Origin of the sequence: Bacteroides stercoris ATCC 43183, assembly GCF_025147325.1 — a bacterium.
GTDB classification, from domain to species: Bacteria; Bacteroidota; Bacteroidia; order Bacteroidales; family Bacteroidaceae; genus Bacteroides; species Bacteroides stercoris.
In genome coordinates, this window is record NZ_CP102262.1 from 2,794,728 (window position 1) to 2,817,698 (window position 22,971).

Genomic DNA, 22,971 nt, shown 5'->3' on the forward strand with positions numbered 1-22,971 from the left:
AATGACATTTGAGTTACAGTATACAGACAGCAAGACAAATGCCCGTGCAGGTTTGATTACCACCGACCACGGACAGATTGAAACGCCTATCTTTATGCCGGTAGGTACGTTGGGAACCGTAAAAGGCGTGCATTTGACAGAGTTGAAAGAAGATATAAAGGCGCAGATAATATTAGGTAATACCTATCATCTTTATTTGCGTCCCGGATTGGATGTTATTGAAAAAGCCGGCGGATTGCACAAGTTCAACGACTTCGACCGTCCGATGCTGACCGATAGCGGCGGTTTTCAGGTCTTTTCCTTGGCAGGTATCCGCAAGTTGCGTGAAGAAGGTGCTGAGTTCCGTTCGCACATCGACGGAAGCAAACACATTTTCACTCCGGAAAGGGTAATGGATATTGAACGTACCATCGGGGCAGACATCATGATGGCTTTTGACGAGTGTACTCCGGGTGATGCAGAGTATGCCTATGCCAAGAAGTCCATGGAAATGACGCATCGTTGGCTGGACCGTTGTATCACGCGGTTCAATGAAACGGAACCCAAATACGGCTATCATCAGGCTCTTTTCCCTATCGTGCAGGGGTGTGTTTATCCCGACCTTCGCAAGCGCTCGGCCGAGTTCATAGCCTCCAAAGGAGCCGAGGGCAATGCCATCGGCGGTTTGGCTGTGGGCGAACCTACGGAGAAGATGTACGAAATGATAGAGCTGGTGAATGAGATACTGCCGAAGGACAAGCCTCGTTATCTGATGGGTGTAGGTACACCTGTGAACATTCTGGAAGGCATCGAACGCGGAGTTGACATGTTCGACTGCGTAATGCCTACACGTAACGGACGCAACGGTATGCTGTTTACAAAAGACGGTATCATCAACATGCGTAACAAGAAATGGGAAACCGACTTCTCTCCTATTGAGGCAGACGGTGCATCTTACGTAGATACATTATATAGTAAGGCCTATCTGCGCCACCTCTTCCATGCACAGGAGTTGCTGGCCATGCAGATTGCTTCCATTCACAATCTGGCATTTTACCTTTGGCTTGCCGGTGAAGCCCGCAAGCATATTATTGCCGGTGATTTCTCTACATGGAAACCGATGATGGTACAACGTGTATCGACAAGATTATGAGAAAGATTGACTGGAAGATGCTGAAAGACATCAAGCTGCCTGTCGGGAAAAATAAGTTCCTCAAGCGGTTGGACTGGTACATCATCAAGAAGTTCCTGGGAACATACGTGTTTGCCATAGCCCTGATTATTTCTATCGCCGTAGTATTCGACTTTAATGAAAAAATGGACCGCTTCATGTCTCATGAAGCGCCATGGCAAGCCATTATCTTCGATTACTACATGAACTTCATCCCCTACTTTGCCAATCTGTTCAGTCCGCTGTTTGTCTTCATCGCAGTAATCTTCTTTACTTCCAAACTTGCGGAGAACTCGGAGATTATCGCAATGTTCTCTACGGGAATGAGTTTTAAGCGCATGCTGCGTCCTTATATGGTGTCGGCGGCTATTATCGCAATCACTACGTTCTGTCTCGGTTCGTATGTCATTCCTAAAGGCAGTGTTACGCGACTTAATTTTGAGGACAAATACTATAAGCCCCGCAAGTCCACCACAGCCCGCAATATTCAGTTGGAGGTCGATTCGGGAGTCATTGCCTATATAGAGCGCTTTGAGGATTACAGCAAAACGGGTTACCGCTTTTCGCTCGATAAGTTCAAGGACAAGCAGTTAGTGTCCCATCTTACCGCACGCAGCATTACTTACGATACGGCAGCCGTTCACAAATGGAAGGTGAAGGACTACATGATCCGTGAAATGGACGGTATGCGCGAAAGCATCGTTAAAGGAGAGCGGCTGGATACCATTCTCTTTATGGAACCTGCCGACTTCCTCATAATGAAAAACCAGCAGGAAATGCTCACCAGCCCTCAGTTGAGCGAGTACATAGACCGGCAACGGCAACGCGGTTTTGCCAATATCAAGGAGTTCGAGATAGAATATCATAAACGCATAGCCATGTCTTTTGCCTCGTTTATCCTGACGCTGATTGGCGTATCTCTTTCTTCGAAAAAGACAAAAGGCGGCATGGGATTGCACTTGGGTATAGGTTTGGGATTAAGTTTCTCGTATATCCTGTTCCAGACGATTGCCTCTACATTTGCAGTGAATGGTAATGTGCCGCCTGTCATAGCGGTATGGATACCGAACCTGCTTTATGCATTCATAGCATTCTATTTGTATAAGAAAGCGCCGAAGTAAGCAACTGTAGAAAGCTGCTGTCAAAGCATACCGCAGAATAGTGTAAAAAATAAGAAGCCGTCCCGCTCTTGTGTTTCCACAAGTGCGGGACGGCTTTTTTGTTGTATTCATTTCCTCTTTTGTTTTGTTCTTCTTTCTTTTCAGGCGGACAGACCGCCTTTGTCGGAAGAAACCCCACTTTCTTCTTACAGGTTCTTTAATCCCTTCATTGTCATGCTGTGCATTGAAGCGCTTAATTCAAGTAAGCCGAAAGCTCTGCAGCAGAGATGTTTTTGGCAATAATCACACCATTTTCATCCAGTAAATAGTTAGTAAATCCGCGACCTAAGCGATATTTCTTGAATAAGCCGGAGGACTCGCCTTTAGTTTCCACGAAACAGGTGGGCGTAACTATTTGGTCCTTACGAACGGTTTCCTTAAAGATAGACTGATACTCATCGAATGAGACGGAAACCATTTCTACATTTTCATTGCGGGAAGCGGAACGAAGCACATTGCTCAAACTCGCGTTTTGCATCCGGGAGTGCGCGTCATAACTTGCCCAAAAGCTAAGCAACACATATTTGCCTTTCATGTCCGAAAGTTCGGCTAACGGTTGCCCGGCAGACATAGATTGGATTTTGAAGTCCGGGGCTATGTCACCCACATTCAAACCGCCGGTCGGTTTGTCTTTTTCTACAAAAGAAGTCAAGGAACCAATTAGTAATACAACAAAAATCCATTTTACATATTTCATGTAACACGATTTTGGTTAATACTATCCGGGACTGTCCTTTTTGGCAGTGATTTCTTCCCGGAATGTCATCTTCTCAGACCTTGCAATGAGAGGAATTCATTGATACTCAAAGTCTTTAATTCTGAAATCGGGTGCAAAGGTAAGTAATTCTTAAAGAAACTTCCAAATAAACAAGCGATTTTCTCACTTTTTCAGTGCAATTTTTTATGTTATTTAGCATAAAAGGCGGGATTTTTCCTTACTTTTGTGGCTTGTTATCCTATTAATAGACAACTTATGAAACCATTAAGTACAGAACTTATCCTGATCCGCGTAACAGGTGAAGACCGTCCGGGACTGACGGCTTCGGTTACAGAAATTCTTGCCAAGTACGATGCAACTATCCTTGACATCGGACAAGCCGATATCCATAACACCCTGTCGTTAGGTATTTTATGTAAGACGGAAGAACAACATTCCGGCTTTATCATGAAAGAGCTGCTTTTCAAGGCATCGTCTTTGGGTGTCACCATCCGTTTCTACCCTATTACAGCAAAAGAATATGAGGACTGGGTGAGCATGCAGGGCAAGAACCGTTACATTCTCACGTTGCTCGGACGTAAGTTGTCTGCCCGTCAGATTTCGGCGGTGACCCGTATTCTGGCAGAGCAAGGAATGAACATTGATGCCATCAAACGTCTTACAGGGCGTATTCCGTTGGACGAATGCGATACAAAGACGCGTGCCTGCATTGAATTTTCCGTACGAGGCACCCCTAAAGACCGTATCGGCATGCAAGAAGAACTGATGCGGCTGGCCAGTGAGCTGGAAATGGATTTCTCTTTCCAACTGGATAATATGTATCGCCGTATGCGCCGCCTTATCTGTTTTGACATGGACTCCACACTGATAGAGACCGAAGTTATCGACGAACTGGCCATTCGTGCAGGTGTCGGCGAGCAGGTAAAGGCTATCACGGAACGTGCCATGCGGGGAGAAATAGACTTTACGGAGAGCTTTCGTGAGCGGGTGGCATTATTAAAAGGATTGGATGAATCTGTCATGCAGGAGATTGCCGAGAACCTGCCTATTACGGAGGGGGTCGACCGACTGATGTATGTTCTGAAGAAATATGGTTATAAAATAGCTATTCTTTCAGGTGGTTTCACTTACTTCGGACATTATCTCCAGCAGAAATACGGCATTGACTATGTATATGCCAATGAACTGGAAATAGAGAATGGCAAACTGACCGGACGTTATCTCGGCGATGTAGTGGACGGCAAACGCAAAGCGGAACTGCTGCGTCTGATAGCGCAGGTTGAGAAAGTGGATATAGCACAGACCATTGCAGTAGGTGACGGAGCCAATGACTTGCCGATGCTGGGGATAGCCGGATTGGGCATCGCTTTTCATGCCAAGCCTAAAGTTGTGGCAAATGCCAAGCAGTCCATTAATACCATCGGCTTGGACGGAGTGCTTTATTTCTTGGGATTCAAGGATTCCTATATAGATATTCCGCGGTAAAATAAGTCCGTACGATAAAATTCACAGGCTCCTGCGATAATTAATTATCATAGGAGCCTGTTTTTTAAGCGGGCTTATTTTGTTCTGCCCCCGGTTTGCATTATCTTTGCAGCAAATATAAAGAAATACATGAAGTTTTCTGAACTAAATTTAAATGACAATGTGCTTGAAGCACTGGACGCAATGCGCTTTGACGAGTGCACTCCGATACAAGAAAAATCAATACCTGTTATACTCGAAGGCCGGGATTTGATAGCTGTTGCACAAACCGGGACCGGAAAAACAGCCGCCTATCTGTTACCTATATTGAACAAGCTTTCGGAAGGCGGGCATCCCGAAGATTCCATCAACTGTATAGTAATGGCCCCTACACGGGAACTGGCTCAGCAGATAGACCAGCAGATGGAAGGTTTCTCCTATTTCATGCCGGTGAGCAGCGTGGCCGTGTACGGCGGTAATGACGGAGTGCTTTTCGAGCAGCAAAAAAGAGGACTGACTTTGGGAGCGGATGTTGTAATCGCTACTCCGGGACGTCTGATAGCTCATCTCAGTCTGGGATATGTAGACCTTTCACGCGTCTCCTATTTCATTTTGGATGAAGCAGACCGTATGCTCGATATGGGATTTTATGATGACATTATGCAGATTGTGAAATTCCTGCCTAAGGAGCGTCAGACCATTATGTTTTCGGCTACGATGCCTGCCAAGATACAACAGTTGGCGCAAAACATTCTGCATAATCCGGCAGAAGTGAAACTTGCCGTTTCCAAACCTGCCGAGAAAATCGTACAGGCTGCCTATATATGCTATGAGAACCAGAAATTGGGTATCATCCGCAGTCTTTTCGCTGAGCAGACCCCCGAACGTGTCATTATCTTCGCTTCTTCCAAGTTGAAGGTGAAAGAGGTGGCCAAAGCCCTGAAGCAAATGAAGCTGAACGTTGGGGAAATGCACTCCGACCTTGAGCAGGCGCAGCGTGAGGAAGTAATGTACGAGTTCAAGGCGGGACGAATCAATATTCTGGTTGCCACCGATATTGTGGCGCGCGGTATAGATATAGATGACATCCGTTTGGTTATCAATTATGATGTGCCGCATGATAGTGAAGATTATGTGCACCGCATCGGACGTACGGCACGTGCCAATAATGACGGTGTAGCCCTTACTTTCGTCAATGAAAAGGAACAGACGAATTTCAAGAGCATAGAGAATTTCCTGGAAAAAGAAATCTATAAGATACCTGTGCCGGAAGAGTTGGGTGAAGCTCCCGAATACAAGCCGCGCTCCAATGACGGACGCAAACGCAGCAGCTTTAAAGGTGGCGGACGTCGGAACAACGGAACCGGCAAAGGCGGCAATAGAAATAATAACAAACGCAGGGACGGCAGCAAAAAGCCCACTCAGGCTGAGAAGCAGGAATAAGTAAAAAGCGGAATTTATTCCGCTTTTTTTATGTCCATCCGATTATCGAATCCGATGGTAATATCTGCCAGACTATATACGGAGCTTTCCGGCACGCGTAAGGTTGCCTGATATTGGTAGCCTTTATTATCAACTCCCATAAAATTCATATCGGCAAGAATCATCTGACTCAGAATATCTTCGGGAAAGATGCCGGCAAATGCCTTCTTGGTAATGTCTTTGCCATACAACATTCGTCTGCCCTCATACACGCAAATATGTATGACATTGTCATAGTAGACATTGTCCACGCTGATGCCACCCTCTGAATAGGATGAGCGGACGACTTTCATTGTCGAAGGGTTGACGTACACATATCCCCGGTAGCGTGTGCCTTTGTACATCACTACGCTGTCCTTTTTCACCACTTCCGTGGTGGGTATGACTTCCACTTCCTTGTTTTCAAAGGCGAGTATATCCTCCGGATTTTCCGATTTATGCAGTTTTATAATCTCATCCGCCAATGAATGAAACCAGAAGCTGTATTCTGTCTGTCGGTCAATCTTGTAAGTCACGGTATGATTGCCGTACACATACATCGTATCTCGTATAATCTTGAATGATACGGGGATATTCTGAGGATCGGCATAGTATATGGTATCTCCTTCTATACGCATCAGGGGCAGTTCGGTTTCATCATTTATCCAGACACCTTGAAGCAGAGCCTTGGCCGTAGCGTCTTCTTCGAGTGTTTTTTGCTCTTTACCATTACCGCATGCAGCCAACGCTATGACGCAGCACAACTCTATTACGAGTTTTTTCATGTCTATCTCCTTCCTTTATTTACCTATACAGTGGTAGGTAAATCCAAGTTCTTCTATTTCTTTCTTTTCGTAGATATTACGACCGTCCAGTAACACCGGGGTTCTCATGGTTTTTTTGATAACGGCCCATGACGGCAGGCGGAATTCTTTCCATTCCGTCACCAGCATCAAGGCATCCGCATCGAGTGCGGCATCGTACATATCGGTGGCATAGCAGACGCTGTCGCCTATCCTGCGGCGGCACTCCGTCATGGCAGCCGGATCGTACACACGCACTTTACAACCGGCATTCAGCAACTTGTCAATCAGAATCAGCGAAGGCGCCTCGCGCATGTCGTCTGTTTCCGGCTTGAAAGCCAACCCCCACAAGGCAATTGTCTTATCACGCAAATCGCCGCTGAAGTGGCGTTGCAGTTTTTCAAACAAGATGCTTTTCTGCTTTTCATTGACTTCCTCTACAGCCTGGAGCACACGCATCCGGTAACCGTTCTGTTCGGCGGTTTTGATTAATGCCTTTACGTCTTTCGGGAAGCACGAACCGCCATATCCGATGCCCGGATAGAGGAACTTACGGCCGATACGCGTATCGGAACCGATGCCGCTGCGTACCATATTGACGTCGGCTCCCACCAGCTCGCACAGGTTGGCAATGTCGTTCATGAAGCTGATGCGGGTGGCAAGCATGGAGTTGGCTGCGTATTTGGTCATTTCGGCAGACGGAATATCCATGAAGATAACGCGGAAGTTGTTCAGCAGAAACGGTTTGTAGAGTTTGCTCATCAGTTTCTTTGCACGTTCGGACTCCACTCCCACCACTACCCGGTCGGGGCTCATGAAGTCTGCTACCGCATTTCCTTCTTTCAGGAATTCGGGATTGGAAGCTACATCGAAGTCTATCTGTACTCCCCGCTTATCCAATTCGTCCTGGATAGCCATGCGCACCTTTCCGGCGGTGCCTACGGGCACGGTGCTTTTGGTTACCACCAATACATATTTCGTCATGTTACGCCCGATGGTACGCGCCACTTCAAGCACATAACTCAGGTCTGCACTGCCATCCTCGTCGGGCGGAGTACCCACGGCGCTGAATATAACATCCACTTCGTTCAGGCAACTTTCCAGAGAAGTCGTGAATTGCAGGCGTCCTGCTTTCGCGTTCCGGTTTACCATTTCCTCCAATCCGTTTTCGTAGATTGGGATAATACCCTGCTTCAATGCTTCTATCTTTTCGCTGTTTGTGTCGACGCAAATGACATTGACACCTATTTCAGCAAAACAAGTACCGGTTACCAAACCGACGTACCCCGTACCAACAATGGCTATCTTCATATCTTATTCAAAATATTCCGCATCTTTGAAAGATACGGCATGTCCGTCTTTCTCCGATAATATGAACTGAGATTCCGCAACCGGCCAGTCGATGCCTATGGTTTCATCATTGAAGCGAATCGACGCTTCCGCCTGCGGAGCATAACCGTTATCTACTTTGTAGGTAAAGATTGCCTCTTCGCTCAGTACCAGAAAGCCATGGGCAAATCCGCGGGGAATAAAGAACTGACGCTTGTTCTCTTCGCTCAGTTCCACGCTGACGTACTTGCCGAACGTAGGAGAAGAACGGCGTAAATCGACCGCAACATCCAAAACTTTACCTTTTATGACACGTACCAGTTTCGCCTGGCTGTATTCGCCTTTCTGGTAATGCAACCCGCGCAGTACGCCGAAAGAGGATTTTGATTCGTTGTCCTGTACAAAATGTACATCGCCGATATTGGCACGGAATTCTTCTTCCTTAAAGGCTTCCATGAAGTAGCCGCGTGCATCATTGAACACTTTCGGTTCGATGATCCATACGCCGTCAATTTCTGTCTGTATGTAGTTCATTGCTTTAGAATGTTTTATGTATTTTCATTTGAAATCCGAAGTTGTCTCCGTATATATCTCCCATGTCCAGAGCGAGAGAGGCGTTGAAGTTCCAGCCTTTCCATCTTTCGGGAGAATAAGAGAACGAGGCATAGGCCGAAAAGTTCTCCAGAATATCCAGTGTGGGAGCACCGGGAGTACCCCATGTTCTGTTGTGGCTCATTTTGGCTATGTAGCTCCATTCGGAAGTTATTTGTCCGCTCCAGCCGATGTGCAGCGCTTTTATGCGGTTGTACTTGAACGTCATGTCACCGTCCTGGTTATAGATAGGCGAAGCAATCAGAGGATTGGCTATCATCATGCCCCAATGCGCCCAGCCGGGGTAAAGGCCGTTGTTGTAATAGTTGTCGGAACCGCCGGTCTTGTGTACGGGACCTTCTTCTGGTTCGTGCAAGCCGTGCAGCGGACCGCTCATATTGGTGGTCTGCAGGAACTCGAACACAACCGCATTGACGGGCTTGAAGTTGTTGAAGTTCATTTCAAGTCCCCACAATCCGTCCCAACCGTTCTGCTTGCCCATAGCGGAGAAGTCGTCGAAATGATTGCACAGGTATGCGCTGATAGAGAATTTATCGGAACGGTGGGTCAGCTTTATCTGTTCGCTGCCCAGGAAGTTGCCCTGATAGAAGTTACTGTCGTTCCAGGGTTTGTCTTCACCGCCGGAGCCGGGGATAAATACTCTGAAATAATCTTTCAGCGTATTGCCCAGATTTACCATGCTGCCGTCCGCATTCACCAGTGTTCCGCCGAATTGCGTATCGAGCGTCATGCCGATGTCGAGCTGCCATTTCCCGTTGGGCACGCCGACGCGGACAAATCCTTCTTTATGATGATATTTGATGTCTTTTGTGTACCAATGCCCAGCTCCTACCTTCCGTTCCTGGTAGTTGTTATCGGTGAACCATCCGTAAGAGATTTCACCTTTAATGGCGAAACGCGGAAGGACATACAAGTATTCGGGGATGCCTATCATTATTTGCGGAATCGGCCTCGCGTTGCCCGACCATGTCATGTCGCCGCTACTCAAAGCGTTATTCAGCAATGGAGCGCCTTTCTCGCGGCTTCCGGCAAAAATTCCCAGCCACTTGTAACGTGCATCTATATAGGCCTGCTGGATAAAAATGTCTTTATCGCCCTTGAAGTTCATGCCCACGGCTGCTACCATGTCCAGCTTTTCTTCGAACTTCCACTTGCCGAGCCGGTGTTTGTAGCCCAGTCCGCCCCGTATATACGTATTGTCGTAAATAGAACCGAGCCCCTGTTGGTTGCTCACTTGCCACAAAGGAGTATTGTCGCCCGTGTGCACGGTGGCTCCGTATTCCACAAAAGGCGAAACCTGTGCCGTTGCCATACCGCTACCTGCAAGAATAATGGCCAACAAACAGATAGGAATACGCATTACGGCAAATAGTCTGTATTTGGTTAAGTGCTGACAGTTATCTGTGTTCATTATCGAATATATAATATAGTTTATAGTCCTGATTAAAGAGAAACGTAGAAAACGGTGCAAAAGTAGGAAAAAAATCTAATATATCGGTCATGGGCGATAAAGGAGTTTCCAAAGTTTGCCGTGTTTATAAATTCTTAGTAAGAAAAGCAGCCCGAAAGTGGCATATATCCGATAAAACCGCTACTTTTGTAGCATGATTGAATTAGCACAGCACATAGAAGCATTATTATTGGAGAATGATTGTGTCATTGTTCCGGGGTTGGGCGGATTTGTCGCTCACTACACTCCGGCAATGAGAGTGGCGGAAGAAAATACGTTTTTGCCCCCTACCCGCATCATCGGCTTCAATCCGCAACTGAAGATGAACGACGGGCTGTTGGTACAATCCTACATGGCTGTGTATGATACGGATTTTTCCGATGCCACCAGGATTGTAGGCAAATCGGTGAAAGAACTGCTGGCTCTTCTTCATGAGAATGGAAAAGCGGATTTGCCCAATATCGGCGAATTGCGCTATAACATTCATGATTCCTACGATTTCACACCTTACGATGATAAGCTTACCACTCCTTACTTATACGGGCTTGGCAGTTTTGAAATGCAGGAACTGGCAGTCTTGCACAAGCCCTGCCGGAACGGAAGCAAGACTATTCCTTTCGCACCGGTTGTCCGGGAAGAAAAGAAGCGTAAGTATGGGATGCGAATCAACACTTCTTATCTGGCGAATGCCGTTGCCATGATTGCCGTTGCGGCTCTGTTCTTTTTTCTTCCCGCACCCGTAGAAAACACCGAAGTGATGGAAGCCAACTATGCGCGGCTGCTGCCCGGTGATTTGTTCGGGCAGATAGAAAAGCAGTCATTGGCCATCACTCCGATTGTCATCCATCAGCAGGAGACGGGTAAGAAGGCGAAAACCACCCGTAGCGCCGGCAAGAAACCGGTTGCTCCCGTTGCCGTAAAAGAAGTAAAAGTCCGTCAGCAGACTGCAACAATTGCGGCTCAGCCTAAAGCAGCGCCCACAGTTGCCGCTCCTGCCGTTCAAGCCGTAAAGACACCTTATCATATTATCATAGCCAGCGTGGGTTCTGAAAAAGACGCCGACACCATGGCACAGCAGTTGGTTGCCAAAGGTTATGCAGGAGCTAAAGCGATTATCGGCGACGGCAAGATGCGCGTCAGCATTCAGTCCTGTGCCACGGAAAAAGAGGCATACCGCGCCTTGAACCTGATTCGCCAGAATGAAGCATACAAGAGTGCCTGGGTTCTGAAAAGATAATTTTCTTCACAGTCAATTATTAACCATCAACTATTCCGACAATTCAATGAAACGTATCCGTTGCCCCAAATGTGAGAACTATCTGACTTTCGACGAAACAAAATATACGGAAGGCCAGTCCCTGGTATTTGTCTGCGAGAACTGTAAGAAGCAGTTCAGCATACGTTTGGGCAAGACAAAGATGAAAGCTCCGCAGAAAGAGGAGAATCCGGACGAAACCGAATACAAGGAAGCCTTCGGAAGCATTACGGTCATTGAGAATGTTTTCGGATTCAAGCAAGTGCTGCCGCTACAGGAGGGAGACAATAAAATCGGCCGCCGCTGCGTAGGGACGGTTGTCAATGTCCCGATAGAAACCTCGGACATGAGCATGGACCGTACGCACTGCATTATCAATGTGAAGCGCAACAAGCAAGGCAACCTTATCTATACCCTGCGCGACGCCCCCAGCCTGACGGGCACTTTCCTGAACAATGAAATTCTGGGTGACAAAGACCGTATCCGCATTGAAGACGGAGCCATTGTAACCATCGGCGCCACCACTTTTATTCTTCGGGCGGCGGAGTAAAGAGATTGCCTTTCCGGTTTATCCACCAATAGCGTATAAACAATACTCCGGTGAAGATGAGCGCAAGCGACAGCCCGGTATAGAACACCGAAATAAATGCGTCCGGCAATATATGGAACGAGCGCATCGTGACGCCGAACGTTATCATGAAGACCATTACAATCCAGCCTTTTACGTCAAAGAAAGAAAAAGGGCAGTTCTTCTCTTTCTTCTTTTCTCCGATACGTTTGGTGTGCTTGTAATAAAGCCTTTTGAAAACAAACAAAAAGAAGAGAAGGAACACGACTGTGGCCTCTCCTATCTTGAAAAGCCAGTATTGGGAATCTGTCAGCCATGTCATTATTCCTATCCTGAAGATATTGGCCCCGGCTATAATCCATACCACTCCGGCGGTTATAAGCAATACTTTTCTGTTTACTCCGTATTTCATGTTTCCGTTTTGTATAATCCTGCTGATACAGGGAACAAAGATAGTGAAAATATGTTCGTAAATTCATATTGTGTACCTTGCTGGCGGTCAGTTGTATGCATGTACCAATAAATTTCTTTGCTTGGTACTGTCCATACCACAGTTTGGTACGAGAAGTACCTTACTAAGGTACGGCGCGTACCACTGCGTGGTACAAGAGCTACCAACGGTTGGTATTCCCTGTACCACCTGCCGGTAGTTGAGGTATCCTGTGGTGGAATGCCGGCTACCCTGCGGTGGAATACCGACAGTGTGCTTACCAGTCGTATTCCTCGGTGTACCGATCGAACTGTATCTCCTCTTTCCAGCCATGCTTCCGGCATACCTGGCGGATGCACTCCTGCTGCTTCGGAGTAAGTCCCAGCTTCTGGTTGCGATACCGGTAATAGGGCGAATGGTTGAATATGGCTTCCAGATTGAGGTGAATGGCACGGGAGATGCGTGCGGGCATATCATCGTAAAGCTTCTTGAAGCCCCATGCCACCCGTATTTTCTTGTTGCTGCGGAAGTGCGGGCACTCTTTCCCTGCCGCCGGATAGCAGAGGGGGTTGATGACGGACAGCCGGATGTTTTGCGCCGTGGTGTATTGTGTCATACTGTGCCGCAGGCAGTTTTCGGCTTTCGGGCATCGGGTGTTGAAGCACAATGTGTATTGGGCTGCTTGATTGTTTAAGTCGGAGTTGTTTTCCATTAGTTATCAGAATTTTGATGAATATCGCTTTATCCGGTAAAGATACGCGAAAAAATCCGGCCGGCACCATATAACGGCTGTTTTATTGGGTAGGTCGGGCATAAAAAAACAAGGCAAAGCCGAAGCCCTGCCCTGTTTTTCTTTTGTTATACCGGTTCTTTATCAGAGAATGCTTTTTACTGTTTCCAGCATACCCTTCTCCTGGATAGAGTTCAGGAAGCCGGTTACCATATCCGTCAGTCCCGGAATGGCGTTCAAGTCTCCGTGCTCGCCCCAGATGAGGTCTTTGGCTGCCAATACGCCTTCCGCTACTTTGCGGGTATCGCCTGTTGCCCAAAGTTCTTTCAGCAGTTGCATGATTTCGGGAGCATCGTTCGGGGTGATTTCAGCGCCGTCGGCACGCACGCCGCCCTTGTAATATGTGATGATGGCGGCAAGACCGAGTACGAGGCCTTTCGGAAGTTCGCCCTTGCGTTCCAGATAAGTCTTCAAGCCCGGCAGGTCGCGGGTCTGGTATTTCGGGAAGGAATTCAGCATGATGCTGGTTACCTGGTGCTCTACGTAAGGATTGTCGAAACGTTCCAATACATCGGCTGCGAACTTCTTCAGTTCGTCCATAGGCAGATTCAGTGTCTGCATCAGTTCGTCGAACTGTACTTTACGGACATACTTGCCGATAACGGGATGGTTGCAGGCATCGCGCACGATGTTTACGCCGCTCAGGTAAGCCACCGGAGAAAGCACGGTGTGAGGACCGTTCAGCAAAGTAACCTTTCTTTCGTGGTAAGGGGCTTCGGACTTCACGAAGAGTACGTTCAATCCCGCCTTGTTTGCAGGGAATTCCTCTGCCAACTGGCGGAGAGAGAGATTCTCGGCTGCCTCGATAACCCACAGGTGGAAGATTTCGGCCTGTACAACCAGGTTGTCGGCATAACAGATTTTCTTTTGAATCTGCGCAATCTCCTTGCGCGGGAAGCCCGGAACGATGCGGTCTACCAGAGTGGCGCATACATAGCAGTACTTTGTAAACCAGGTCTTGAACTTCTCGTAATCCGCTCCGAAGTCGTCTTTCCACAGTTCGATGTACTGGTAGATACATTCTTTCAGGTGATGTCCGTTCAGGAAAATCAATTCGCAAGGCATGATGATAAGACCTTTGCTCTTGTCGCCCTTGAACGTCTTGAAGCGACGGAACAGCAACTGGGTCAGCTTGCCCGGATAAGAAGATGCGGGGGCGTCGCTGAACTTGCAGTTCGGGTCGAACGCGATGCCGGCTTCCGTGGTGTTGGAGATAACGAAACGGATTTCGGGCTGGTCGGCAAGCGCCATGAATGCAGAGTTCTGAGAATAGGGATTCAATGCGCGGCTGATGCAGTCGATACGCGTGAGGCTGTTTACCGCTTCACCGTTCAAACGGCCCTGCAGGTTGACATGGTAAAGGCAGTCCTGGCCGTTCAGCCATTCCGCCATTCCTTTTTCGATAGGCTGAACCACTACAACACTGCCGTTGAAGTCGGTCTTTTGGTTCATGTTGTAAACAATCCAGTCTACAAATGCACGAAGGAAGTTACCTTCACCGAACTGGATGATTCGTTCGGGAGCAACGGACTTGGGAGCCGTCTGTTTGTTTAATGCTTTCATCTTGAAAATGATTTTAATTATGATTGTTGGATTATGATTGATAGTCTTTCTTACTATATGCAGGATTATTCAAACTCAAAATAGAAGTCGATGTTTTCCTTCATCAGGATGTCGATAGGCATATATTTTACGGCTGTGACCGGTTTTTTGAATACCACGTGATTGCACAGCGCTTTAATGCCGCAATAGCCTTGCAGTCCCGGCCGCTGCCCGATGAGATAGTTCACTTCACCGTTTTTCAGGTGTTCCACATTCTTCTGAAGCAGGTCGTAGCCGACCAGTGCATCCAGCTTCAGATTCTTTTTCTGCAAGTAGTCCGCCACTTGATACACGCGTGAGTTGAACACGACCCCTAAAGCGGCTTTGGGATGTCCGGAGAAGAAAGCATCCAGCACTTCCTCGTTGGCGGCGGTGTCTTCTTTGTGGAGAACGACATCGTGTATAGTCAGGTTTTTGTGCTCGGCCGCAAGATACTGCATAAAGCCTTCCAGGCGCCGTTGCATCTGCACCTCGGCGGGGCTGTTTTTCTGATTGTTCAGGAAAAGCGCCAGCTCCTGCCCTTCCCGGTAGCGGCGCATCAGTATTTTGGCGGCAATGTATCCGCTGACTTTGGAGTCCTGGCCTATATAGCATAGTGCATGAGTCTGCTCCATATTGAAGTCGATGAAGGCATAAGGTATCTTTTTATCTTCCAGATACGACGTCAGCTTCAGGGTATCATCCTGAAAATTCGGGGCTATCAACACCCCGTCGGCAACAACGGATTGAAGTTGCGCACATGCCGTTTCATAGGACGCTTTATCCGCATGGCTGTAAAAAAGATAGTCCACCCCTACGTTGAACGGCCGCAGCTCTTGCGCGGCACGGTCTATGCCCGCCGCAACGGAGTGCCAGTAATCATGCTCTATATAATAAGGTATGATACATACTATATGGTAGCGTTTCTTTGCCGCCAGACCTATGGCAAACATGTTGGGATGATAATCGATTTCATCGAGGACTTTTTGAACCTTATCTCTGCTTGCACGGGATACGTCGCCCCGGTTATGAAGCACGCGGTCTACGGTTCCGGCAGAGACGCCGGCCATGCGTGCAATGTCTTTTATCGTATAATTCTTGTTTTCCATCTTCTCCCGCCCTAAGGTGTTTAAAGGTCTTACATTTAAAACTTAAATATTATAAATATTTGCCGCAAAGATACGAATTATTTTGTTTCTCCAAGTAAAATTTCTACTTTTGTGTTCGATAACGGTTAATAAAAGCAAAAAGCGTTATCGAGCCTATTAGCTTTACAATCAATACTATATAGGTGTAACGACAAGAAAGTAAAATTTTTAGATACTTAAAACACAAGAAGATGAAAAACTTTATGGACGAGAACTTCCTGTTGCAGACTGAAACCGCGCAGAAGTTGTACCACGAACATGCGGCTAAAATGCCGATTATTGACTATCACTGTCATTTAATTCCACAAATGGTAGCAGACGACTACCAATTCAAGTCACTGACGGAAATCTGGCTGGGAGGCGACCACTACAAGTGGCGTGCCATGCGCACCAACGGTGTGGACGAACGTTTCTGTACCGGCAAGGACACCACCGATTGGGAAAAGTTTGAGAAATGGGCGGAAACCGTACCTTATACTTTCCGCAATCCTTTGTATCACTGGACGCACCTGGAGTTGAAGACGGCATTCGGCATTGACAAGATTCTGAACCCCAAGACCGCACGTGAAATCTACGACGAATGTAACGAGAAACTGAAACAACCCGAATATTCTGCCCGCGGCATGATGCGCCGTTATCACGTGGAAACCGTGTGTACTACGGACGACCCCATTGACTCGCTGGAATATCATATCAAGACCCGTGAGAGCGGATTTGAGATAAAGATGCTTCCTACCTGGCGCCCCGACAAGGCGATGGCGGTGGAAGTTCCCGGCGATTTCCGTGCTTACGTAGAGAAGCTGGCGGAAGTAAGCGGTGTGACTATTTCTACTTTCGACGATATGATTGCCGCTTTGCGCAAGCGTCATGACTTCTTTGCCGCCCAAGGATGCAAGCTGTCCGACCACGGCATCGAAGAATTCTATGCGGAAGACTATACGGATGCGGAAATTAAGGCAATCTTCAATAAGGTATATGGCGGTACTGCACTGACTAAGGAAGAAATCCTGAAGTTCAAGTCGGCTATGCTGGTTGCCTTTGGCGAGATGGATTGGGAAAAGGGCTGGACACAGCAATTCCACTACGGGGCTATCCGCAACAACAACAGCAAAATGTTCAAACTGCTCGGTCCCGACACTGGTTTCGACTCTATCGGCGAGTTTACAACCGCCAAGGCGATGGCTAAATTCCTCGACCGTCTGAATTCGGAAGGCAAACTGACAAAGACCATTCTGTATAATCTGAACCCATGTGCCAATGAGGTAATCGCTACCATGTTGGGCAACTTCCAGGACGGTACTGTTGCCGGCAAGATTCAATTCGGTTCGGGATGGTGGTTCCTCGACCAGAAAGACGGTATGGAAAAACAGATGAATGCACTCTCCGTACTCGGCCTGCTGAGCCGTTTCGTAGGTATGCTGACAGACTCGCGTTCTTTCCTCTCCTACCCGCGTCATGAATACTTCCGCCGCACGTTGTGTAACCTCGTAGGCCGTGATGTGGAAAACGGTGAAATTCCTGTTTCCGAAATGGAACGCGTCAATCAGATGATTGAGGACATCAGTTATTACAACGCCAAGAAGTTCTTCCAGTTCTAAAAGACGGGAATGAGATAATTTTAAAATCAGCCCTTCCATGCTTGATACCTTATGGCAAGCGTGGAAGGGCTTTTCATTGGATACCGCTGAATTAAGCTTTCCTGTGCAGCAGATACCTTACAGGAGATATTCCATTATATCCGTGATGTTTTTTAACCGGATGAAGTTGGGATGCGCAATATCCCCATCATGGGTTTCATACTGCCAGGTGACGTGGTAAGGAATGTGGGCTGCATATCCGCCCAGCTCCAAAACCGGCAGTATGTCCGACTTGACGGAGTTTCCCAACATCAGGAAATTCTGCGGGGCGCATTCCACGGTGGTAAGTAGTTTCCGATAATCGGCTTCTTTCTTGTCACTCATTATCTCGATGTGGCAGAAGTAGTGCATCAATCCCGACTCCCGGACTTTTCTTCTTTGGTCGAACAGGTCTCCTTTGGTCGCCAGTACCAGCCTGTATTTTCCTTGCAGGCGGAGCAGCACCTCTTCCACCCCGTCCAGAAGCGTTACGGGTCTTTGAAGAAGCTCCTGCCCCAACCTGACGATTTCTTTCACGCAATGCATGTTACCTTCTCCTCCGGTAATCCGGCAGGCTGTTTCAATCATGCTGAGCATCATGCTTTTCAAACCGTAGCCATACATGTGCAGGTTTTTCATCTCTGTCTTGAACAGTTCCTGCGAAACGGCACTCTGCGGTTGGTACGCTTTCAGTAAATCACAGAACTGATGCTCAAACTCCTGAAAATAAACCTCGTTTTCCCAAAGGGTATCGTCTGCATCGAATGCTACTACTTCTATTTTATCTTTCATACGTTGTCCGTTTTATTGTTATTGAGTATATTTGCTGCAAATATAAGTAATTAAAACATAACTATTAATCAGTAAAGGATGACTCAATCACCCCAAACTAATGCCAAAGGTTTCAGCAAAGCCTTTTGGGTAAGCAACACAGTAGAACTTTTTGAACGCATGGCATATTATGCCGTATTTATTGTTCTTACCATTTATCTGTCCAACATTTTAGGTTTTAACGATTTTGAAGCGAGTATGATTTCCGGCCTGTTTTCGGGCGGACTGTATCTGCTTCCCATTTTTACCGGAGCTTATGCCGATAAGATAGGTTTCCGTAAATCAATGATTATCGCATTTTCCTTACTGTCTGCAGGATATTTGGGTCTGGGCGTGCTGCCTACACTGCTGGAAGCTGCCGGACTGGTGGAATATGGCGAAGTTACGCGCTTTTCAGGGCTGGCCGACAGTAGCGAACGGTGGATGATTGTTCCCGTTTTGTTTGTCATCATGCTCGGCGGTTCGTTCATCAAATCTATCATATCCGCATCGGTTGCGAAAGAAACCACCGAAGCAACCCGCGCCCGTGGTTATTCAATCTTTTATATGATGGTGAACTTCGGTGCTTTTACCGGAAAGACCATTATCGACCCCTTACGCAACGCTATCGGTGAGCAGGCCTATATCTATATCAACTTCTTCTCTGCCACAATGACTATTCTGGCGTTGCTGTCCGTTGTCCTTCTGTATAAATCGGCACATACGGCAGGCGAAGGTAAAAGTATGCGCGAAATAGGCCAAGGTTTTCTGCGCATCATCACCAACTGGCGTTTATTGATTCTTATCCTTATCGTAACTGGATTCTGGATGGTACAGCAACAATTATATGCCACAATGCCCAAGTATGTTATCCGTATGGCGGGCGAAACGGCCAAGCCGGGCTGGATAGCCAATGTAAATCCTTTTGTTGTGGTTTGCTGTGTAAGTTTCATCACCAGGTGGATGGCAAAGCGTACGGCTATTACGTCCATGAACATCGGTATGTTCCTGATTCCTGTTTCCGCGTTACTGATGGCGTGTGGAAACCTGCTGGGCAACGAGATTATTTCCGGCATGAGCAATATTACATTGATGATGATACTCGGTATTGTAGTTCAAGCTTTGGCGGAATGCTTTATTTCTCCGCGCTATCTGGAATATTTCTCTTTACAGGCTCCTGAGGGAGAAGAAGGCATGTATCTCGGATTCAGCCATCTCCATTCTTTCCTGTCCTCTATTTTCGGTTTTGGCATAGCGGGTGTATTGCTTACCAAATATTGTCCCGACCCGGCTTTATTTGCAACCCGGGAAGCTTGGGAAGCTGCCAGCGTCAATGCGCATTACATCTGGTATTACTTTGCGGGAATAGGATTGGTGGCTGCCATAGCGTTGCTGATTTTTGCCAAAACCACCGAATCCATCGACAAAAAGAAGAAAGTATAATCTTTTATATTGCATATTTTCGCTATATTTGTCGCCCGATGTAAAGACAGGTCGCATCCGGCATAAATTAAGCATGCTTAATTCTGTCCTCATGGCACTGTCTTTGAGGGGTGTCGAAATACACTTGATGATTTTTTAGGCACGGATTACACGGATTTCACGGAAAAAAGAATAAAGAAAATCTGTGCTTTCCATGTAATCCGTGCCTAAAAAGAAACAAATAATAAGCGAATTTTAACATACCCTCTTTTTAATTAAGGAGATTAGAATGAAAGTAAGATTTATAAGCCTTGCAAGTGGTAGCAGTGGCAACTGCTATTATATAGGCACAGAAAAATACGGAATACTTATTGATGCCGGTATCGCTGTCCGTACCATAAAAAAAGGATTAAAAGAGGCAGGTATCAACATGGAAATGATACGTGCGGTGTTTGTTACCCATGACCATGCCGACCATATAAAAGCGGTAGGCGGATTGGGAGAAAAACTGAATATACCTATTTATACAACGGCACGCATTCACGAAGGTATTAATAAGAGTTATTGCATGACGGAGAAGTTGCATTCATCCGTCCGCTATCTGGAGAAACAACAGCCTATGCAACTGGAAGATTTCCGTATCGAATCTTTTGAAGTTCCTCATGACGGTACGGACAATGTGGGATATTGCATCGAGATAGACGGAAAGGTATTCTCTTTTCTTACCGACCTCGGAGAAATAACTCCTACCGCAGCACATTATATCTGCAAAGCCAACTATTTGATACTGGAAGCCAATTACGATGATGAAATGCTGCGTATGGGTACTTATCCCCAATACCTGAAAGAGCGCATAACCGGTCGTACCGGACACATGAGTAACATTGATACCGCAGAATTCCTTGCAGAAAATTTCACAGAACATCTGCAATACATCTGGCTTTGCCATCTAAGTAAAGATAACAATCACCCGGAGCTGGCCTATAAAACTGTTGAATGGAAATTAAGAGAAAAAGGTATCATCGTAGGTAAAGACGTACAACTCTGCGCTTTAAAGAGAACTACGCCTTCCGAACTATATGAGTTTGAATAAAAATATGCCGATTTCATCGAAAAAAACTCCTGGAATTGTTTGCAAAATAAAATAAAAGGACTACCTTTGCACCCGCAAATGAGACATTGGCGATGCACTCTTAGCTCAGTTGGTAGAGCAACTGACTCTTAATCAGTGGGTCCAGGGTTCGAATCCCTGAGGGTGTACGAATAAAAAAAGTAAATTGAAGAAAAGACTCTGAAAGTTATTGACTTTCAGAGATTTTTCTTTTATGCCCCCAGAAATATACAGAAACAACGGCTCGGTTTGGACCCACGTAAAAAGGGTCAACGTAAAAACCTGAGGGATTCATAGCTTATGCATAAATTTTCGCCAGTCTGAACAGGAAGAAAGCTCTGTCCTTTACTCCTCTGAATTGTGTGCGGAACTCCTTTATTTTTGCATTGAACGATTCGGAAGCAGCGTTTGTTGAACGTCTGTCAAAGAAGTTGATTATTTCCCGGTAATGCATCTGTACGGAACGTGCCACTCTTCCGAAAGCAAGAAACCCTGATTTTTCCACCTCGTCATACCAGCGGGCAAGATGCGTCAATGCCGCATCCTTGTACCTGCATTGGTGGTATATCAGTCCGAGCCTCATGGAGAGGTAGTATGCTTTCTTAATATCGGGATACTCCCGGAACAGGATGCCGGCGCGTACGCGCTGTGATTCCGTCCACAAGGATTCCTTCTTATATAACAGGTAAATGCTTCTCGAAAGAAGCTGTTTGCGTGAATCACCGTTTTCAAAGACCGGCGCATGATATATCTTCCCGCAGGCTTTGGCATGGGCGATCTGAACAGATTCTTCGTCCAAAGCCTCCCAACGTGCTTTAACGCGCATATCCTGAACCGCCTCATAAGCGAGTTTCTGCACATGGAAACGGTCTGTGACGCGGCGTGCGGCGGGAAAACAGAGGCGGGCGATCTGCTCCATGTTCGGAGCCATATCCATGGTTATCTCCCTGACCTGAAAGCGTCTGCGGCGGGAAAGACGGAGCAGTACGGAGGTCACGGTCTTTACATCTGTTCCTTTCACAACGGCGATAAGACTGCCCGAACGGCCTTTTCTCTCCTTGTTTATCAACACGGTATATAATTCTCCGCGGGAAAGGCAGACTTCATCCAGTCCCACATAAACACCGATGTTCTTCTCGAAAAGAAGCCATTCTTCGGCATGAGGAAGCTGCTCCCAACAGAGATAACCGCTCAGGTGATTCCGGTATTGCCGCTCGAGCAGTTCCCCGTCGACCCCGAACAGCGTTCCCAACAGCCTGCAGCCCACCGGCAGCTTATCAATATAATTCTTTTAAAAAAGACGCAAATTCATGCGTCATACGGCTACCACCGGCAACCAGTTTCCAGTCACGGCTCACGTAACGGTTCTCATCCTTGACAACCCACCTGCGCCGGCGCACGTTCAGAAAAAGCTTCTTGCCGCGTATGGGGAAATCCTGAACCACAACAGGTTCGTAAAAACCCTTGCTCTCAACTTTCATTCCTGCGTATTCTTTAGGAACTTCATTCTTTTCTTCTAAATAAATCACTATTTCCGATGCGCTTTCCTTTACGTCCGAGATGATGAAATAATCCAATGTCCCTTCAGGAAGAAGGAGACGGTAGCCGTTGTTGTCCATAAGATTTCTGAGTTAGTTTTATGCAAAGATAGGATTTTTACAAATATTACCCCTCAGGTTTTTACATTGACCCGCAGAGGAACACTGTAATGGGGATGACAAGATGGAAGATGTTTGTTTGATTGCAGAGGAAATGCAGAAAAACGGCTGGTGTCCTGCCGGGCAAATGCCTCAGAGTGTCATCGCTTGGGATTTGGTGCGTTTGGTGAATCTGGGACGTTGGGCATATCTTTGCGATTATATCCGTGAAGATGAGATGTGGCATATCATGCAGGTAGCGGCAGATACTGCGCTCGAACACTTTTCTTCATGGGAAGAATACGGACGGAGTTTCATCATGGGGCGTGGAGTATGGCATGGCGATCCGACAGACAGCGAAACAGCATACGAGATAGTAGAGCTCTTGCTGAAGAACGGTGAATCACCCTGGAAACAGTCTATGTGGAAAGAATAACGGCAGAAACCTTTATAAGT

22 protein-coding genes and 1 tRNA gene are annotated in these 22,971 nt (G+C 47.0%); 11 read left to right on the top strand and 12 right to left on the bottom strand.

From position 1 onward, the window contains the following. The first annotated feature begins 1 nt into the window (after position 1). Together tgt and NQ565_RS11520 are read left to right on the top strand one after the other, a co-directional pair. Positions 2-1,132, top strand: a complete 1,131-nt coding sequence (tgt, locus tag NQ565_RS11515; protein WP_005654171.1) for a tRNA guanosine(34) transglycosylase Tgt — start codon at positions 2-4, stop codon at positions 1,130-1,132. After that, positions 1,129-2,271 carry an LptF/LptG family permease gene (locus NQ565_RS11520; RefSeq protein ID WP_005654169.1) on the top strand — a complete coding sequence of 381 codons (1,143 nt, stop codon included), beginning with the start codon at positions 1,129-1,131 and terminating at the stop codon, positions 2,269-2,271. Before tgt ends, NQ565_RS11520 begins: the two co-directional genes overlap by 4 nt. 232 nt (positions 2,272-2,503) lie before the next feature. Here the strand turns inward: NQ565_RS11520 and NQ565_RS11525 are convergent, their stop codons facing one another. Next, positions 2,504-3,007 carry a thioredoxin-like domain-containing protein gene (locus NQ565_RS11525; protein WP_005654168.1) on the bottom strand — a complete coding sequence of 168 codons (504 nt, stop codon included), beginning with the start codon at positions 3,005-3,007 and terminating at the stop codon, positions 2,504-2,506. A gap of 276 nt (positions 3,008-3,283) precedes the next feature. On the opposite strand from NQ565_RS11525, the gene serB reads away from it, so the two are divergent. Both serB and NQ565_RS11535 read left to right on the top strand, forming a co-directional pair. Next, positions 3,284-4,513 (top strand): phosphoserine phosphatase SerB, encoded by a 1,230-nt coding sequence (gene serB, locus NQ565_RS11530; protein ID WP_005654165.1) that lies wholly within the window; start codon positions 3,284-3,286, stop codon positions 4,511-4,513. 129 nt (positions 4,514-4,642) lie between these two features. Next, positions 4,643-5,935 carry a DEAD/DEAH box helicase gene (locus NQ565_RS11535; protein ID WP_005654164.1) on the top strand — a complete coding sequence of 431 codons (1,293 nt, stop codon included), beginning with the start codon at positions 4,643-4,645 and terminating at the stop codon, positions 5,933-5,935. Between the two features lie 14 nt (positions 5,936-5,949). Here the strand turns inward: NQ565_RS11535 and NQ565_RS11540 are convergent, their stop codons facing one another. Genes NQ565_RS11540 through NQ565_RS11555 form a run of 4 tightly spaced genes read right to left on the bottom strand, consistent with a single transcriptional unit; the run spans position 5,950 to position 10,057 of the window. Then, positions 5,950-6,738, bottom strand: coding sequence for a DUF4738 domain-containing protein (locus NQ565_RS11540; RefSeq protein ID WP_005654162.1), 789 nt, complete (start codon positions 6,736-6,738; stop codon positions 5,950-5,952). Between the two features lie 15 nt (positions 6,739-6,753). After that, entirely contained in the window at positions 6,754-8,067 is a 1,314-nt protein-coding gene (locus NQ565_RS11545; protein WP_005654160.1) for a UDP-glucose dehydrogenase family protein, read from the bottom strand. Between the two features lie 3 nt (positions 8,068-8,070). After that, on the bottom strand, positions 8,071-8,619 hold the full coding sequence (gene rfbC, locus NQ565_RS11550; protein ID WP_005654157.1) for a dTDP-4-dehydrorhamnose 3,5-epimerase: 549 nt from the start codon (positions 8,617-8,619) through the stop codon (positions 8,071-8,073). 4 nt (positions 8,620-8,623) lie between these two features. Further along, positions 8,624-10,057, bottom strand: coding sequence for a capsule assembly Wzi family protein (locus NQ565_RS11555; protein WP_034536201.1), 1,434 nt, complete (start codon positions 10,055-10,057; stop codon positions 8,624-8,626). Between the two features lie 244 nt (positions 10,058-10,301). On the opposite strand from NQ565_RS11555, the gene NQ565_RS11560 reads away from it, so the two are divergent. Further along, on the top strand, positions 10,302-11,384 hold the full coding sequence (locus NQ565_RS11560) for an HU domain-containing protein (protein ID WP_005654152.1): 1,083 nt from the start codon (positions 10,302-10,304) through the stop codon (positions 11,382-11,384). Between the two features lie 46 nt (positions 11,385-11,430). Beyond that, positions 11,431-11,952: an FHA domain-containing protein gene (locus tag NQ565_RS11565; protein WP_005654150.1), complete on the top strand. Its 522-nt coding sequence runs from the start codon at positions 11,431-11,433 to the stop codon at positions 11,950-11,952. On the opposite strand, the gene NQ565_RS11570 is transcribed toward NQ565_RS11565, so the two are convergent. From NQ565_RS11570 to NQ565_RS11585, 4 genes are all read right to left on the bottom strand, one after another. Next, positions 11,930-12,382: a hypothetical protein gene (locus NQ565_RS11570; protein WP_005654148.1), complete on the bottom strand. Its 453-nt coding sequence runs from the start codon at positions 12,380-12,382 to the stop codon at positions 11,930-11,932. The genes NQ565_RS11565 and NQ565_RS11570 overlap by 23 nt on opposite strands. Before the next feature lie 295 nt (positions 12,383-12,677). Next, entirely contained in the window at positions 12,678-13,112 is a 435-nt protein-coding gene (locus NQ565_RS11575) for a DUF6078 family protein (protein ID WP_005654145.1), read from the bottom strand. Between the two features lie 162 nt (positions 13,113-13,274). Then, positions 13,275-14,753: a tagaturonate reductase gene (locus NQ565_RS11580; RefSeq protein ID WP_005654144.1), complete on the bottom strand. Its 1,479-nt coding sequence runs from the start codon at positions 14,751-14,753 to the stop codon at positions 13,275-13,277. A 65-nt stretch (positions 14,754-14,818) separates the two neighbouring features. After that, a complete protein-coding gene (locus tag NQ565_RS11585; protein WP_005654143.1) occupies positions 14,819-15,880 on the bottom strand; it encodes a LacI family DNA-binding transcriptional regulator in 1,062 nt (353 codons plus the stop codon). 230 nt (positions 15,881-16,110) lie between these two features. On the opposite strand from NQ565_RS11585, the gene uxaC reads away from it, so the two are divergent. Then, positions 16,111-17,517 (top strand): glucuronate isomerase, encoded by a 1,407-nt coding sequence (uxaC, locus tag NQ565_RS11590; RefSeq protein WP_005654141.1) that lies wholly within the window; start codon positions 16,111-16,113, stop codon positions 17,515-17,517. Positions 17,518-17,634: 117 nt separating this feature from the next. On the opposite strand, the gene NQ565_RS11595 is transcribed toward uxaC, so the two are convergent. Continuing rightward, entirely contained in the window at positions 17,635-18,327 is a 693-nt protein-coding gene (locus NQ565_RS11595; protein ID WP_005654140.1) for an HAD family hydrolase, read from the bottom strand. 78 nt (positions 18,328-18,405) lie between these two features. On the opposite strand from NQ565_RS11595, the gene NQ565_RS11600 reads away from it, so the two are divergent. From NQ565_RS11600 to NQ565_RS11610, 3 genes are all read left to right on the top strand, one after another. Next, positions 18,406-19,788: a peptide MFS transporter gene (locus NQ565_RS11600; RefSeq protein WP_005654139.1), complete on the top strand. Its 1,383-nt coding sequence runs from the start codon at positions 18,406-18,408 to the stop codon at positions 19,786-19,788. Positions 19,789-20,056: 268 nt separating this feature from the next. Then, the gene (locus tag NQ565_RS11605; RefSeq protein WP_005654138.1) at positions 20,057-20,860 is read left to right on the top strand and encodes an MBL fold metallo-hydrolase; all 804 of its coding nucleotides are present in this window, start codon (positions 20,057-20,059) and stop codon (positions 20,858-20,860) included. Between the two features lie 94 nt (positions 20,861-20,954). After that, positions 20,955-21,027 (top strand) — tRNA-Lys (locus NQ565_RS11610). Between the two features lie 149 nt (positions 21,028-21,176). On the opposite strand, the gene NQ565_RS11615 is transcribed toward NQ565_RS11610, so the two are convergent. Continuing rightward, positions 21,177-22,145 (bottom strand): ISAon1 family transposase, encoded by a 969-nt coding sequence (locus NQ565_RS11615; protein ID WP_005654137.1) that lies wholly within the window; start codon positions 22,143-22,145, stop codon positions 21,177-21,179. 10 nt (positions 22,146-22,155) lie between these two features. Next, positions 22,156-22,497, bottom strand: coding sequence for an ISAon1 family transposase N-terminal region protein (locus NQ565_RS11620; protein ID WP_005653242.1), 342 nt, complete (start codon positions 22,495-22,497; stop codon positions 22,156-22,158). A 103-nt stretch (positions 22,498-22,600) separates the two neighbouring features. Between NQ565_RS11620 and NQ565_RS11625 the strand changes: the two genes are divergently transcribed. Beyond that, complete coding sequence (locus NQ565_RS11625; RefSeq protein WP_005654136.1) at positions 22,601-22,951, top strand: DUF1266 domain-containing protein; 351 nt, start codon at positions 22,601-22,603, stop codon at positions 22,949-22,951. The last annotated feature ends 20 nt before the right edge of the window (positions 22,952-22,971 follow it).